12 protein-coding genes are annotated in these 15404 nt (G+C 40.6%); 8 read left to right on the top strand and 4 right to left on the bottom strand.

Annotation, left to right across the window (positions count from 1 at the left end):
* Positions 1-34: 34 nt before the first annotated feature.
* A complete protein-coding gene (locus BMW79_RS24205) occupies positions 35-379 on the bottom strand; it encodes a VOC family protein (protein WP_089899010.1) in 345 nt (114 codons plus the stop codon).
* 15 nt (positions 380-394) lie between these two features.
* Between BMW79_RS24205 and BMW79_RS24200 the strand changes: the two genes are divergently transcribed.
* The 5 genes from BMW79_RS24200 (at position 395) to BMW79_RS24180 (ending at position 10959) form a co-directional block, all read left to right on the top strand.
* Positions 395-1033: a hypothetical protein gene (locus BMW79_RS24200; protein ID WP_143059264.1), complete on the top strand. Its 639-nt coding sequence runs from the start codon at positions 395-397 to the stop codon at positions 1031-1033.
* A 128-nt stretch (positions 1034-1161) separates the two neighbouring features.
* The gene (locus tag BMW79_RS24195) at positions 1162-2616 is read left to right on the top strand and encodes a hypothetical protein (RefSeq protein ID WP_245752658.1); all 1455 of its coding nucleotides are present in this window, start codon (positions 1162-1164) and stop codon (positions 2614-2616) included.
* A 36-nt stretch (positions 2617-2652) separates the two neighbouring features.
* Entirely contained in the window at positions 2653-5898 is a 3246-nt protein-coding gene (locus tag BMW79_RS24190) for an RHS repeat domain-containing protein (protein WP_089899004.1), read from the top strand.
* Between the two features lie 240 nt (positions 5899-6138).
* Positions 6139-10404, top strand: coding sequence for a DUF6443 domain-containing protein (locus BMW79_RS24185; protein WP_218150427.1), 4266 nt, complete (start codon positions 6139-6141; stop codon positions 10402-10404).
* A 3-nt stretch (positions 10405-10407) separates the two neighbouring features.
* Complete coding sequence (locus BMW79_RS24180; RefSeq protein WP_089899001.1) at positions 10408-10959, top strand: hypothetical protein; 552 nt, start codon at positions 10408-10410, stop codon at positions 10957-10959.
* A 166-nt stretch (positions 10960-11125) separates the two neighbouring features.
* Here BMW79_RS24180 and BMW79_RS24175 read toward each other — a convergent pair whose 3' ends face one another.
* Positions 11126-12046: an IS3 family transposase gene (locus BMW79_RS24175; protein WP_262487515.1), complete on the bottom strand. Its 921-nt coding sequence runs from the start codon at positions 12044-12046 to the stop codon at positions 11126-11128.
* 123 nt (positions 12047-12169) lie between these two features.
* Positions 12170-12460, bottom strand: coding sequence for a hypothetical protein (locus BMW79_RS24170; RefSeq protein WP_089898995.1), 291 nt, complete (start codon positions 12458-12460; stop codon positions 12170-12172).
* 337 nt (positions 12461-12797) lie between these two features.
* Between BMW79_RS24170 and BMW79_RS24165 the strand changes: the two genes are divergently transcribed.
* From BMW79_RS24165 to BMW79_RS24155, 3 genes are all read left to right on the top strand, one after another.
* A complete protein-coding gene (locus BMW79_RS24165; RefSeq protein ID WP_089898992.1) occupies positions 12798-13178 on the top strand; it encodes a hypothetical protein in 381 nt (126 codons plus the stop codon).
* Positions 13179-13440: 262 nt separating this feature from the next.
* A complete protein-coding gene (locus BMW79_RS24160; protein WP_089898987.1) occupies positions 13441-13644 on the top strand; it encodes a hypothetical protein in 204 nt (67 codons plus the stop codon).
* A 240-nt stretch (positions 13645-13884) separates the two neighbouring features.
* A complete protein-coding gene (locus BMW79_RS24155) occupies positions 13885-14328 on the top strand; it encodes a hypothetical protein (protein ID WP_089898985.1) in 444 nt (147 codons plus the stop codon).
* A 302-nt stretch (positions 14329-14630) separates the two neighbouring features.
* Here BMW79_RS24155 and BMW79_RS24150 read toward each other — a convergent pair whose 3' ends face one another.
* Positions 14631-15389, bottom strand: coding sequence for a M90 family metallopeptidase (locus tag BMW79_RS24150; RefSeq protein WP_218150426.1), 759 nt, complete (start codon positions 15387-15389; stop codon positions 14631-14633).
* Between the last annotated feature and the right edge of the window lie 15 nt (positions 15390-15404).

The raw sequence follows: 15404 nt of genomic DNA, 5'->3' as shown, positions 1-15404 counted from the left end.
GAAAGCCGTTCCTGCGAAAGCGGGGCGGTTTTTTTTATGCCTGTAAAAGTTCTATTTTCCGGCCATCGGGATCCTGGATGATGGCGGAGTAACCCCACTCGGTTAATTCAGGCGCTGAGATAATGGTTGCTTCCGGGAGCTTTTGCAGGATATCATCTACATTTGCCACCGTAAAGCCCAGTCTGGTAGTATGATCGGCGACGGTAACGTTTTTTGGTAACGGGTAGATTTCCAGTAATGGACCTTCGCCAACACTGGCATAATGAAAGGGGCCATTGCCATGACGGTGGTAGTGGAACTGGAAGCCGAGCGAGGTGTAGAAGCCGGAGAGGAGATCTGGCTGGCTGGTTTTGATAACGATGAGGTGGAGGTGTGGCATCCCGGTATTTTATTAATGGAAATTATTATTTATTATGCAGAATACGAAAGAATAGATATGAAAATTCTATTGTTATTGAGCACTCTATTGCTGATGATTTGCTGTCAACATCTGCAAACAGAAAAAAACAATGCCAGCAAAGATGCCAATGCCGATTCCCTTTTGGTATATTTAAATGCTACACTGACGCAGTTCCCTTTCCTCGATATTGCAAGTATTCCTGATAGCAATGAGCTTATTTTTTATTATGCCAGGCAATTTGATACGTCTGTGTTGGTACGTCTTAATAAACACAAAGGTGTAATAAAGGGGGTGATTTATCAGGTGGCGCCACCATACTTCCGGAATAAATCTAAAGAAGAAAATGTTCTCCATTTTTTTGAAGGATTCAGCTTTAATATAGATACGCTTCAATGGCAGTATCTTTCCCGGGCAGCTGATAGCATTGTAAATGCGTCAACAGGGCCGGCACAAGATGATGGGACGTTTGATGCACCTGATTATATGATAAGTTTTAATTCAAAGGTAAGGTGGTACACAAATGATGCATATGAAGCATTATTATCCCGCTTTTTTATATCTTTAAAAACCAGTTTACTCTACCCGCAAATGGAAAAGAAGCCCCAATGGCGAAGGAAAGTGCCGGGGAGTTAATTGCGTTTAAATACAACGAACGTGTTAACGCTTTATTCCTGATTAGTTATTTCCTTTGTCAGAATTATTGTTAACCGTTTGTTTTTCAATATAGACTGTAGCGTTTAACCAACGTTTTCCCTTATTTTATGAAATATTCCCGGACACTGTTTTTTGCTGCACTGACTGCTGTAAGCCTTTCTACGAAGGCACAGGAGGCTATTGATATTCCCGGAAAGGTTAAAGATAGCCTGATACAAAAGGTGACACCTATCCCAGGTAAATATCTTTCGCAGGTAAAACAAAAATCGGATAAAATGGAGCGGCTGGTCTCCAAACGCAGCGAGAAAGCGCTCAGCCGGTTTATGAAGCAAGAGGAGAAATTGAAGCGCAGACTTGGAAAGATTGATTCCCTCAAAGCCAATAACCTTTTTTCGCATTCCATCGATTCTTTAGGAAGCCTGAAATCCCGCATGAGTGGCAAGCTAGGAAAGTATTCTGGTGCATTGACGCAATCCGGCGGCCCTTATCTTGATAGCTTGAGTAATTCACTTTCGTTTCTGAAAGACTCCAAAGGATTACTGGAAAAATCAAAAGGCGTTACGGATAAACTGAATGGCTCCTTAAAATCGGTCGATAACCTGAAAGATAAACTCCAGCAGGCTGAACAGATTAAAGCGTATATCCGCGAGCGTAAACAACTGCTGAAAGAGCAATTGAGCCAGTATACCGGTTTTACAAAGGATCTGCAAAAGATGAACAAAGAGGCCTACTACTACGCCCAGCAACTGAAAGAATATAAAGAGGTATTTAAAGATAAAAAGAAGGCTGAGCAGAAGGCGATGGAAGTGATTAAGAAGCTCCCCGCTTTTAATGATTTCATGCAGAAGCATTCGCAGATTGCCAGCTTATTCAATATACAGGGCGCCACCGCTTCCGCGCAAAGCCTGGAAGGCCTGCAAACACGCAGCCAGGTGGAACAGCTGATTCAGCAGCGTATCGGCAGCGGCCCGAATGCCGGCGCCGCAGTAAGTCAGCAGATGGCCGAAGCCCGCAGTAAATTCGACGAACTCAAAAGTAAATTCCCTGACCTGGACAATGCGGCGGAAATGCCAGATTTCAAACCCAATGAAATGAAAACCAAGAGCTTTATGCAGCGGTTGGAATTTGGGAGTAATGTCCAGTTCCAGCGCAGCAATAAATTCTTTCCTACTACCGGTGATCTGGCCGGGCAGGTAGCCTATAAGTTTCATAAGAACGGCAGCACGGGTATCGGTCTTTCCTATAAGCTGGGAATGGGTACCGGCTTCGATAATATTCACTTTTCAGGTCAGGGCATGGGCATCCGTTCGTTTATTGATTGGAAACTGAAAGGCACCTTCTTCCTGAATGGCGGTTATGAACAAAATTATCAGCCGGATTATGCCGGCGTACCGGATGGAGTAGGGCAGAAGTGGACGCAGAGCGGTTTGATAGGAATCAGTAAGAAATATAAGATCAATAGTAAGCTGAAAGGAAATATGATGGTACTGTTTGATTTTTTGTATAACCAGCATGTGCCGAGAACAGATCCGGTGAAGGTGAGGCTGGGGTATAATTTTTAAAAGACTCATAAATAATAGTTGTATAATTTACCTTGAATGAAGAAGCTCTATTTATTGTTGATTTCCCTATCCTGGAGTATTTGTTTGTTTGCGCAGTTAACGAATGGCACAAATGCACTTGAAGTGGCAAAAGTTGTTCCTCCGTCGCCCAATGCGGCTGCCCTGGGAAAGTATGGCGATGTGCCTGTTGGTTTATATACCGGCATCCCAAATATCAATATTCCTTTGTATGCTATTTCCTTCGGACAGTTTTCATTACCTATTTCGTTGAGTTATTATTCCGGAGGACTTAAAGTAAATGAACTTGCTTCGCAGGTGGGTTTGGGCTGGTCTTTGAATGCAGGTGGTGTAGTGACAAGAAGTGTTAACGTAAAACCGGATGAAAATGGTTATATGATCCTGGGCAAAATGGCCACTCTGGATTCCTTAATTCCGCATTCAAATAATGTCCGTCAGGCTGTTAATGGTACCTGGGATCTGGTGCCGGATAATTTTTCATTTAATTTCAACGGGAGAAGTGGCAAATTTATTATTGATGCTACGCCTCAGAATAAAGTGCATATTATTCCCTTTCAGCCGCTGGATATAACTTTTTCCTCCAGGTTAGGTAGTTTTCAGATAATTGATGAGAATGGGATTATTTATAAATTTAATACAAATGAAACCTCCTATACAGTGGGTACCGTTTTTGAAGAAGAGTATAATTCCAGCTGGTATCTGACAACCATTGTTACTCCTTACGGAAACGTTGACTTTACTTATGCATCCGATGTGGATGATGTTATCAGTGAACAGAGTTCTGAGGTTGACTATACATTAACAGCTGGCACCTGTGATCCTATGGGCGATGGAGGAATCACCAATTTTAATGTGCGTGCTGCCACTAAAAAGTTAATCAGTATTACTTCGCCAGCGGGAAAAGTGAATTTCTATAATGCGGCAAACAGGCGAGATGCAACATACAGGAGTAAACTGGATTCTATAGTTGTAGAAGATAAGAAAGGAAATATCATCCGGAGGTTTAATCTGAAATATGGTTACCATGGATCTTTAACCAATACTGACATCAGATCCAGACGACTCAGGTTGGATAGCGTTGGAGAAGAGGGAAGTACTCCCAATGCCAGCAAATGGCATTCATTTGAATATTATAATTCCGCAAATGTACCATTAACCAATGCAAAGTCGCAGGATACCTGGGGGTTTAACAATGGTGTGAGCAATAGTAAATTACTTCCGGCGCTGGATACCTTCATCGGCTCAAGGCATATTGTTTTAAGCGGCGCCAATAGAAGCCCCAATTTTAACGCTACAATAACCGGGGTTTTAAATAAAATAACATATCCAACCGGGGGGACTACATCTTTTGAGTATGAACTTAATGACTATGGTGCCAAAAGTGGTAAAACAAATACGGAAAGGCAAAAGATTTGGAATACTGCCACTGCTTCGGCCAGGAATACTATCGGGCAAACAAATCCTGATATGATTGATGTGAAGGCTGATTTTAGTATAACAGAACCCCAGGATGTAACCATTTATTGCAAGGGCATCAATAACGGTCTGACATCTCCTGATGGCAATCCTTCCATGTATCTATATAAGGTACAGGCTGATAATTCTTTAGTCGCTTTATTGGAACGGGGTACTTTTGCTAACGAGTTAACATCAGCGATGTTTCTCTTGCCTGGTAACTATCGTATCCGTGCTATGGTAGATAATTATCTGAATGAACAGTCGCAAATCAAAGTTACTTCTTATAGCCTCGGTGATACTTTGAGAACAATTGAAACCGGTGGAATCCGGATAAAAAAAATTATCAATAGGGATCTTATTAACAGCGAACCTGTTGTTCGCCAGTTTACTTATAAATACCCTACAGATCCCAGGCGTTCATCCGGAGACCTGGTGAGTGATTTCAGCCTTCTGGAATCAAAACTTACGGATAAAAATGTATGGAATTGTAGGTTCCTGGTAAGATATAGTTCCCCCGTTTCTGGTATGGCTCTTACGCATGGAAGTCATATCGGTTATAGATTTGTTACAGAAACGTCGGGCAATGGTAATATGGGCGGGAAGTTATCTGCATTTTCTCCTGGCGCGCCATTTTCACGCCTGCAGGAATACCTGGGAGGAGCAGATAATTTTCAGGCAGCTATTGAAGGTTCTGACAAATATGTAGAAGATAATGATTATTTACGGGGTAGTTTATTAAGTGAAACCATTTTCGACTCAACGGGTAGAAACTTATCCAAAACGGAAATTATTTATAATTTCGACAGTTTGCAAAACGGTAATTATTTTGTTGCAGACATATTATATGCTTACATATTTGCTGGCACCAATACCGTATATTGCCAAACCAACAATTGTTCACTTGTGCTGCCTACCGTTTGGGGTTGGAGGTTAGTGCCTTCCAGGATTTTTTGCCCATGGATTTATGAAACCTCCAGGAAGGAAACATTTTACGGATCTCCGGGAGATGTAACCCTGATAAAGGAAATTAAGTATTATTATGATAACCCGCTGCATGCACAATTAACCCGTCAGACTACGATTCAATCTGACGGTCAGACTGAAACAGCGACTACCAGGTATCCTTTGGATTTTAATCTGCCGGTAGTCCTGACTGATCCCGATATAGCCGGTATTAAGTATCTGCAGCAACGTCATATTATCAATGTGCCGATTGAAAGATATTCGATGAAGAATGCGGCCAGAAGCGTAGCTGGCGTGATCACTACCTATTATCCGGATAAGCCATATCCGAAAACCTTATGGGGCTACGAAGACAATGGTTCTTCCAGTGTTTATTTTCCTGCGGTAATCAATGGCAATGTTTTTCAGAAAGACGGTCGTTACGTATCCCGTATTAATTTTGATGCCTATGATTCAACAGGAAATATGCTGCAACAGGGCAAGACGGGTGATATCCGGGAAGCATACTTATGGGGCTACAACAACCTCTATCCTGTAGCAAAAATAGTAGGAGCAACTTATGCCGAAGCAGCAGCCCTTGTGAATAGCAATATATTATCAAACCCATCTACTCCCCAGGCTCTGAGAAATGAGCTGAATAAGCTGCGTACCGGTCTTCCTGGCGCCATGGTGAATACTTACACTTATCTGCCTTTGGTTGGACTGCTATCAGAAACAGATGTTTCCGGAAGGTCCACTTTTTATGAGTATGATACCTTCGGTAGATTGAAGACAATTAAAGATGATTATGGTAAGATTTTAAAAGAAATAGACTATCAGTACACAGTCCCTCTTAACAGATAGCGTTTTTAATCTATGTTGGAAAGAGAAACTGATAGTTGAAATTTAATACTGTTGAATATGTTTAATGCCTATATGAAATATCTTGTTTGTTGCTTAACGCTGTTTTTTGTTTTGGGGGTGGTACAAGGACAGGTAAATATACCAGATGCTAATGTGTTGAGAAAAAGCGCTATAGCAGTTCCTGTTCCTGGAACATATACTAACTCAACTGTTAACTATATCCGTATATGGGAACCTTCCATGCCCAGTGGTGATACTGCTTTTGTAAGAGCTTCTGCGCGCTTATTAAAGGAAGTGAAACAAACTACGCAATATTTCGATGGACTAGGGCGTCCCCTGCAAACGGTAAACAAGAGCCTGAGTACGGGTGGGAAAGATATTGTGGCGCCAATAGTATATGATGATTTTGGGAGAGAATCTTTTAAATATTTGCCTTATGTACCGAAATCTGGCAATACGAATGACGGTAAGTTCAAAACAGATCCCTTTAACACTCAGAAAGCTTTTTATCAGGATACGATATTAAGTCCGTCTGCTACTGGAGAGAGCATTTATTACAGTCAGCAGGAATTTGAAGCTTCTCCTTTAAGCCGGGTGACCAATACTTATGCACCAGGAAACAGTTGGGCAAAGTCAGGCGGAAATCATCCGGTAAGTCAGCAATACCAGGTGAATATGGTCAGCGATTCTGTAAGAATATGGACTATTCCAGTTGGAGGTACCCTACCCACCAGCACCGCCTTTTATCCTGCCGGGCAGTTGTACAAGAATGTAACAACTGATGAAGCACGTAACCAGGTAGTAGAGTACAAAGATAAAAATGGATTGGTAATCCTGAAAAAAGTGCAATCAGGTAATATTACCGGGACTGCTCACGTAGGTTGGTTGTGCACTTATTATATCTATGATGATCTGAATAATTTAAGGTTTGTAGTTCCTCCGCTGGCAGTGGAAAATATAACAGGAACCTGGAACCTGGTGAATGTAGCCAGGGAGTTATGCTTTCAATATCGTTATGATGGCCGGAACCGGATGATTGTAAAAAAGATTCCTGGAGCAGATTCCACTGAAATGGTGTATGATACCCGCGACCGATTGGTATTTTCCAGAGATGGGAATCTGAAAGATTCCGGCAAGTGGCTGGTTACATTTTATGACGCTTTAAACCGGCCGATAGAAACAGCATTGTATAATGCAGGTACCAGCCGGGAAGTACTACAGGCTGGTATGAACAGCGTAGTTAACAAAATTGATTCCACCAGTTATACTTTCCCGGGAGAAATGGATCTGGTGGTGGCTGTGCATGACAGTACCATTTATAAAGCTACCAGAACTATTGAGTTTACCGATGGATTTGATTCAGGTACCAGTATTCCATTTGAGGCATTTATAGATCCATCATTTAATAAAGGAACTACGGTAGTGCAGATTAGTAATCCGCTACCAGCTATTCCTGCGTCCTCGCTAACACCACTTACTTATACCTTCTATGATAAATATGGATTTACAGGAGCGCAGGCCCCTGTAAAATCGGATACAGCCTTTTTACAGAAGCCTGCCAATAGATACAGGGAGTATTTTGACATCAGTAATTCCACCAAGGGGTTGGCCACAGGGGGGAAAGTCCGGGTTGTGGGAACAGACACCTGGCTCACCAACACAATTTACTACGATGCAAAAGGACGACAGTTGCAAAGCATCAATGATAATGTGTCTGGTGGCCGTGATGTTGTGACCAATGAATATGATTTCAGCGGCAAAGTATTAAGCACTTACCAGTATCATACTAATCCCCGTAGCGGAACGATTCCTAAAGTGCAAGTACAAACGATGTTGTCGTACGATGATGCAGGACGTTTAATCGCTGTTCAGAAACAGTTTAATAATGATCCTGCTACATTAAGAAATATAGCAGTGAATGAATATGATGAATTAGGTCAGTTGAAAGCCAAACGGCTGGGTATCAAGGGGACTGCTGCTCCCATTGAACGCATCTCTTTCGGATACAATATCCGCGGCTGGATGAGCAGCATCAACAAAAAATACTTAAACGGTGTGGCAGATACCAGTCATTTTGGCCAGGAGTTGAATTATGATTACGGATTCAAGGATACTGTATTCAATGGCAACATTGCGGGTATCCGCTGGAGAGGCTGGAATGATCCACGTCCCCGCGCCTATGGTTATAATTATGATAAGGTAAACCGCCTGACTCACGCCGAGTTCAGTCAGCAGAATACAACCGGCAGCGCCTGGACAAAGACAGAGATGAATTTTAGTACCAATTGGATAAATTACGATGCCAATGGAAATATCACTAAGTTAGCCCAATTTGGTATGGATGGCACAACTGCCGCTCCCATTGATCGTTTAGCCTATGGTTACCGCCCAGGGAGCAACAAACTGAGAAGCGTGTATGACTCCAGTACGGTATTAACTGCCCTCGGTGATTTTAAAAATGGGGTAAATACGGGAGATGACTATGACTACGATTCTTCCGGTAATCTGATCAAAGACCTGAACAAGGGAATTGCCAGCATTACCTATAATCATCTGAATCTTCCTTCCCTGATTACTATTACCAATAAGGGCACCATCCGTTATCTCTATGATGCGGCCGGTACCAAAGTGCGAAAAATAGTCACCGATAATACAGGTAACCAACAGAAAATAACCACCACAGATTATATAAATGGATTTGTATACCAGAACGACACATTGCAGTTTGCCGCTCATGAAGAAGGACGGATCCGGACCGTATTCCGGACAGGGCAGCCGGTAGATTGGGCCTATGATTATTTTGTAAAAGACCACCTTGGCAATACCCGGCTGGTACTTACTGAACAAACAGACCGCACTATGTATGCAGCCACAATGGAAACCCCGGCTGCGGCAAAGGAAACAGCCCTGTTCAGTAATATTGATGATACCCGGGCAGCAAAGCCAGTGGGCTATCCCGCTGACGAAAATGATAGTAGTAACCAATCAGTGGCCAGGCTTACTGCTGCCGGTAACGGAAAGAAGATTGGTCCGTCACTGGTATTAAGGGTAATGGCAGGCGATACGATTGATATAGGGGCCAAAGCATTTTACAAATCCCAGGGACCCACCGAAACTACTTCAAAAGAAACACCAGCTGTAAATATCTTAGCTGATCTGGTACAAACCTTTAGCGGCGGTACCTCTACTTCCGGAGAACATGCTGTAGCTGCACAAGATCCGGTTACACCGTTTAACAGCACTTTCTATAACGAAGACTATCGCCGTCTTAAAGAAAAAAATCCTGATCAACCTGATGCAGACAGACCCAAAGCTTATCTCAACTTTGTTTTATTTGATGATCAGTTTAAATTGGTGGATGGGAACAGCGGGGTAAAACAGGTAAAAGCTACACCTGATGAACTGCAGACACTGGCTCAGGATAAGATGGTGATGGAAAAGAGCGGTTTTTTGTATGTTTACACGAGTAATGAAGGTACACAAGAGGTGTATTTTGATAATTTAGTGGTAGCGCAGGCATCTGGGCCGGTGTTGGAGGAGACGCATTATTATCCATTTGGGCTCGCGATGGCAGGGATATCTTCAAATGCGTTGAAGGGGAGTAATTATGCAGAGAATAGGTTGAAGTATAATGGAAAGGAGTTGCAGAGTAAGGAGTTTGGAAATGGCTCAGGTTTGGAGTGGTATGATTATGGTGCCAGGATGTATGATGCACAGATAGGACGGTTTCATATACAGGATAGATTGGCTGAGACTTACCTTAGTTTTACCCCTTATAATTATTGTGCCAATGATCCGGTAGCTTTTGTTGATTATAATGGTGACTACATTGCGATACGGCAAATGTTTACTAATAAAGATGGAACCTTAAATGTTGAGGGATTATACGCAGCAGCAAGTATTATAGAAGATTTACAAAATATTACTGGTCTAAATTTAAGTATTGATGATGTGGGAAACCTTGCATATGGTAAAAACGAAAATGCAAAAGGGACTAGCTCTGATGCAAGAGGTTACTTAAAAGGTATAATAGATAACGTTGATGATGGAATTAACCTACATATTGATAATAATAGGCCTACTCGAACCGAATCAGATGGCAGGTCTGTTTATATGAATACTAATCAGATTGATAATAGAATAGCTGGGATGGAGAATGAAGGGTTGAATGGTTTGGCATGGGGGTTTGGGATGTGGTTTATGCACGAGTCCATGCATACAACGGTAGGAGTAAGATATTTTGATCCTAAAGCAACAACAACTGTGGAAGATCCAAATGGTGTTAGTGGACTCAGCAACCCGGGTATCATTGAAGAAAGGATCAATAAATACAGAGCCCAACTTAATTTACCTCAAAGGGATGCTTATGCGTGGGATGGAGATCCAGGAAATGCCACTATGAAATGGCATTATCGCAATAAAAAATATAATATAATGGATATTCCTATGTCGGCAGAAGAGAAGAAAAAAAGGAGAAAAACAATGTCGAATATTAAACTTAAATGAGTTATGCGTAATCTACTACTGGTGAGTTTTATTACTATACTATTGATTTCTAACATCAATGTTTGTTTTGCTAAATCAATTGAAGATAGCTTGAGCGCTAAAGTCATTTCTTATATAAAAAAAACAACAGGCAAGAGTAATATTGTTCATTTACCTCGACAAATAGCTTTTACTCTTTCATCAATATCTGAGGATGTAATTAGAAGAAATTATGTTAAGGGATTTGGCTATAACCATAGGAATGATTTCTTAAGTAAAGAACCATTGGTTAGAATAATAGAAGATTCTTTGAAAGAAGTATCTAATAAACTAAATAGCTATTGTCCTATTGGGGTTGATAGTACCTCGGTTTATTTTGATAAGAAGAATAGTGGGAATGTATTACTGTTAAGTCAGCTCTGCTCAGGAATGTTATTCGCCGAATTGGTGAACAGCTATGGTGTCCTTATAGGGAAAGGTGGTGTTGAGCTCTCCGGGACAGTACAAACATTTATGTTTAAGATTGTAGATGGTGATATTTTTGAAGTTTATTCAGGGCTTATGTTTTGCAATTAGAAGGAGATATGTTATTATCCATTTGGGTTGACGATGGCGGGGGTAAGTGCCAATGCGCTCAAAGGCGCAAATTATCCGGAGGACCGTAAGAAGTATAATGTGTCTCGTTCTAAAATAAGTTTACAGATTTTAAAAATAAGTCCTAAAATGGGTTTGCGTTTTGTTCTTAGTCCTGTTTTTCATTAACATTTGTCTTTTTAAGATAATGGTTTTTCCATAACCTGGTTGTCTGAACCTGATTATGATGAACAAAATCTGGAGACAGGTTGCTAATACTCATATGTGGTCTATCGTTATTGTATAGCTCTACTACATCATGTAATAAAGCGCTCGCCTCCCTTACAGAGCTTACCTGGTATGCACTCAGGTATTCGTTTTTGAGTATTCCATTTATCCGTTCTGCTATGGCATTGTCTCTTGGATCACCTGATTCGGTCATGCTAATATCAATATTGTTGTCTTGTAACAGTTTTACATATTGGTTGCTGCAATATTGTATGCCCCTATCGCTATGATGACAGAGCGGTAAGCGACTGCCCGGAACTTGTCTGAGCGACATTACCGCCATTTGTAATGCCTTTATGCATCCCACTGCTTCCAGATTATCAGCAACATAGTAGCCTACAATTTTCTTGGAGTAAGCATCCGTAACCAAACTGATGTATAGATGCTTGTCTTCATTAATTTTCCAGTATGTTATATCACTTACCCATATTTGGTTGCGCCGTATTGGCACTATATTCACTATCAGATTAGGGTATTTTCTAAACCAATGATGAGACATAGTGGTAGCTACTTTTCTTTTTCTACGCCTGACTAATAAATTATTCCTGGCCAATAGATCGAAGAGGGCATCTCTACCCATCTTAATTTGATGAATTGTCAGAAAGGTCTCTATTTTACCATATATTTTACACCCTCCAAGCTTAGGATGTAGGCTATGTATCGCATTTACTTCTTTTAATACCAGGCTTTCTTCTATGCTAACCTCTATTTTCCTGTAACTGTCCTGGTAATAGGCCTGTCGGGTAATAACAAACCAGCCGCATAACCGGGCCAGGCTTATGCGGGGATACTGTCCCTTAATGATTGCTATGGTTTGGTATTGTACTTTTTTCTGATGGGTATTTTAAACTCTTTTTCCGCAATATCAACCATCGTAGAAAAGGCAATCGCCTTCATCTCAGCCTCTTTTAGCTGTTTTTCCAATTCAGCAATACGTTTTTCTAATTGCTTCTTTTTCGAAGTCATTATTACGAGATTGGATTGATTCTTTTACCATCAGGGAGGATCTTTGATTGATCAATTTACGTATTTGCCCTGGCGCTTCATATCCCAGCTCCCGCATCCACTTCAAAATCTTTCCATTTTCCTCGACATGACCTGTATATTCTTCCCAGATGGATTGTTTCGTTCTATTTGAACTCAAATAGGCTTTAATGATAAGGTGCTTGTCTGATTCTAAATAATAACCATTTTCTGGTTTAACGATGTGCTTCATTTTTTACACTTTGGGTGTAAACCTATTCTAGGACAAGACACGTTCAATATCACCGCGGCATTTTGTCAACGCTTTTCAGATTCTTAATCAAAAGCGATTGGTTGCGGAAATAAGACAGAAATGCAATATGGGTTGGGAAAAAGAAGAAATATTGGCCCTAGACAAATACTCAAAAAATAATGTATTATTGAACTATGATAAAGACGCTCTGAGACGTGTAGGCGGCAGATTGCTTCCTGAATAATTATGTCGCTTAGCTAATATTAACGGTACGGAACATATTTGTTCATGTACAGGATCTATTTTTTTTCTGGAGAATCTTAAATATTATGAATGCATGAAGGTGTTATTACCTATATCGCTTATCAGCATTTTTTTTAGCTGCCATTTGGAGAACCCCAAATTTATACGAAAACAAATCCAGAATAAGGATATCTCTATAGAATGGTATTTTTACAGTCGTGTCACAAATAATAGTCCCGACTTTGTTGTGGTAGAAAAAGATGGTATTAAGAAGGAAATTTATAAAGCCACATGGACTATTCTGAATGTGACACTTAAAGACTATAACATTATACTGAAGGTTCTTGGGCCATCAAAAAATAGGGTACCTATAAAGCATGCAGACGAAGCTGTGTTTGGATACAAGATTTTGTTAGATACAACAGGTACTTATAACGAAATCAGATTAATACCTGATGCAATAAAAGAAAGATAATAGATCTATGTATAGAATGTCTATAGTGATTCTGTAATTTTTATCTATTCCTTACATGGTCTTGTAAAAAAAGACAGCAGAAGAAGACCTTTTTTATTTATTGTGATACACTCAATCGAATTGACTAGTATGGGTATTAGTAACGTAAACTTAAGAAAGGCCTGATTAAGTTTATAATGAGCTTTATGATAAGTATAGAAAATGAAAAATGCTGATTAGGCATAGTCTTTTACGAAAATGTAAATGAACAGCACATTTAGATATGAAATTGATAATTCCAATATTGAAAATCGGACTTTCCATTCTGCTGTCAGGCAATCTTTTCTTCTGGGCCGCCGCTCATGCAAGCGGGCACAAAATACCTGCTGGAACGGATTACTTATTTGCATTAACTGGGTTAATTCTCGTTGTTGTGTTGATTTTATTACAGCTAACAGGAAAAAAACGTTCGGGTAAAAATATATGAATGATAGCGTAGTAAAACGTTATATAGTCTTCTTATCATATTATAGGCGCTTTTAAACGAGACCATTACATAAAGTGTATCAGTAAATTTTTTTTAACTTTAACTGATAGCACAATATGGAAAAGTGAAACTTTGATTTGGAAGCCTTAAAGAGTTATCGCGCCTACTGATTCAACTCAGCCAGAGTCTTACTTATCAGAGAAAGTCAACTATATAAATTATACAGTAAATAGACAGCACATGGCATTAGTTTTTTTAGGGAGTACCACATGTGATCTTTGCGGAGAAGTGTTGAATGTTGATGATCATATGGTTGCATTTCCTAATGCAATTCAAAATGAGTTGGACTCACTATATGGTTTTAACGACCAGGTATTTCATCTTACCTGCTTAATGAGCAGCGTGCAATGGCAATCCATAGATTTGTTCCTGAAGCAATATTCTTTGTTTAAAGCAACAAAAATTTGTGTTGGATGCAAACAATTAATAACCAATCCTGATGAGTATTTGAATCTGGGTTTTCTAACAACTGATGTCAGAAATCCATTGTTTAATTATAATTTTTTGGAATTCCATAGAGAGCATTTTAACCAATGCAGTGAAAAGAAGGAAATATCAGCTCACTTACAGCAGCAGAAGGATGATAAGCTTTGGCGGGGTAATAGGTTGGATTGGATCTTTTAATAAGGTGTGTAGTCTTCATTTTTTAGCTACCAACCTGTTATTATTACTTATGAGGTAGCTGAAGACTATTGGCCATTTTTATGCAGAAGAAGTTATTATGAGCTAAAATTGGCTAATGCTGCAATAATAAGATTTAAGTATAAACATGAGTTATTAACAGTCGTTGATATCAAAGCCGACAAAACTGCTGTTCTCATTCGATAATCAGTGGTAATTATTAAATCTATACGCAGAATTGCAAAAGACGCTTCCAGAGATGAAAACAATACATTGCTTTCATCTCTGGAAAACAAATACCCCCATCATCCCTTCCCCACAGGATCCTGCCTGAACATCTTCGCCAGCATCGCATACAACTCCGGATGCTTCTCCGCCAGTAAATCAGGCCTTTCAAAAAAGTATTCCGATATCACTGCAAAAAACTCTGCTTCATTCATTGCCGCATAAGGATTAATATCCGAATGCCCTTCTGAAATCTGTTGTATCGTCTGGTGCACCAGTTTCATCCACGGAATACTGTAGCTATGATCCAGCAATTTGCTCGGGAAGCCATCTATGCTGCCATCTGTTTTGTCGAGCAGATGCACAAATTCATGTATGGCGGTATTGTTCTTATCTGTTACGTTGGAAAACCCTTCCCGCAGTGCGGAGCGCGACAGGATCATCTGCCCGTTGAGGGCGCCGCTGCCTACCATACCGAGAATATTCCGGCGGTTGCCTTCGTACTGGTAGGTTTCGTCGAAGGTATCGGGGTAGAGGATCACGTTTGTCAGGTTAAAATATTCCCAGTCTTTGAAGCCAAAGATGGGGATGATGCCGCTGGCGGCTACCAGTACGCGGTCCAGTGGTTCTACTTCGGTGCCTACGCCTTCTATACTGGTTCTTTTGAGAAAACGTTGCAGCATGGACTCAAACCGCGTTTTGTCTGCGGGGGTGAGCTGCTGGTAGTAGCGTACATGCTCTTCTAAGAGGGCCTGGTACCCGTCGGGTACGGCTGTTTTCCTTTTTTTCCTGCGACTGTAAATATTGAGGAACGTCATATAAAATATGAGTCCTATCATAATTAATCCGAATAA

Origin of the sequence: Chitinophaga arvensicola (genome assembly GCF_900110835.1) — a bacterium.
GTDB lineage: Bacteria > Bacteroidota > Bacteroidia > Chitinophagales > Chitinophagaceae > Chitinophaga > Chitinophaga arvensicola.
This window is presented reverse-complemented; position numbering and strand designations above follow the sequence as displayed.

Bases quoted from the DNA above. Each gene is read 5' to 3' on its own strand.
- BMW79_RS24180 (WP_089899001.1), top strand. From the start codon at position 10,408: ATGCGTAATCTACTACTGGTGAGTTTTATTACTATACTATTGATTTCT.
- BMW79_RS24190 (WP_089899004.1), top strand. From the start codon at position 2,653: ATGAAGAAGCTCTATTTATTGTTGATTTCCCTATCCTGGAGTATTTGT.
- BMW79_RS24160 (WP_089898987.1), top strand. From the start codon at position 13,441: ATGAAATTGATAATTCCAATATTGAAAATCGGACTTTCCATTCTGCTG.
- BMW79_RS24185 (WP_218150427.1), top strand. From the start codon at position 6,139: ATGCCCAGTGGTGATACTGCTTTTGTAAGAGCTTCTGCGCGCTTATTA.
- BMW79_RS24205 (WP_089899010.1), bottom strand. From the start codon at position 379: ATGCCACACCTCCACCTCATCGTTATCAAAACCAGCCAGCCAGATCTC.
- BMW79_RS24150 (WP_218150426.1), bottom strand. From the start codon at position 15,389: ATGATAGGACTCATATTTTATATGACGTTCCTCAATATTTACAGTCGC.
- BMW79_RS24170 (WP_089898995.1), bottom strand. From the start codon at position 12,460: ATGAAGCACATCGTTAAACCAGAAAATGGTTATTATTTAGAATCAGAC.
- BMW79_RS24195 (WP_245752658.1), top strand. From the start codon at position 1,162: ATGAAATATTCCCGGACACTGTTTTTTGCTGCACTGACTGCTGTAAGC.
- BMW79_RS24165 (WP_089898992.1), top strand. From the start codon at position 12,798: ATGAAGGTGTTATTACCTATATCGCTTATCAGCATTTTTTTTAGCTGC.
- BMW79_RS24155 (WP_089898985.1), top strand. From the start codon at position 13,885: ATGGCATTAGTTTTTTTAGGGAGTACCACATGTGATCTTTGCGGAGAA.
- BMW79_RS24200 (WP_143059264.1), top strand. From the start codon at position 395: ATGGAAATTATTATTTATTATGCAGAATACGAAAGAATAGATATGAAA.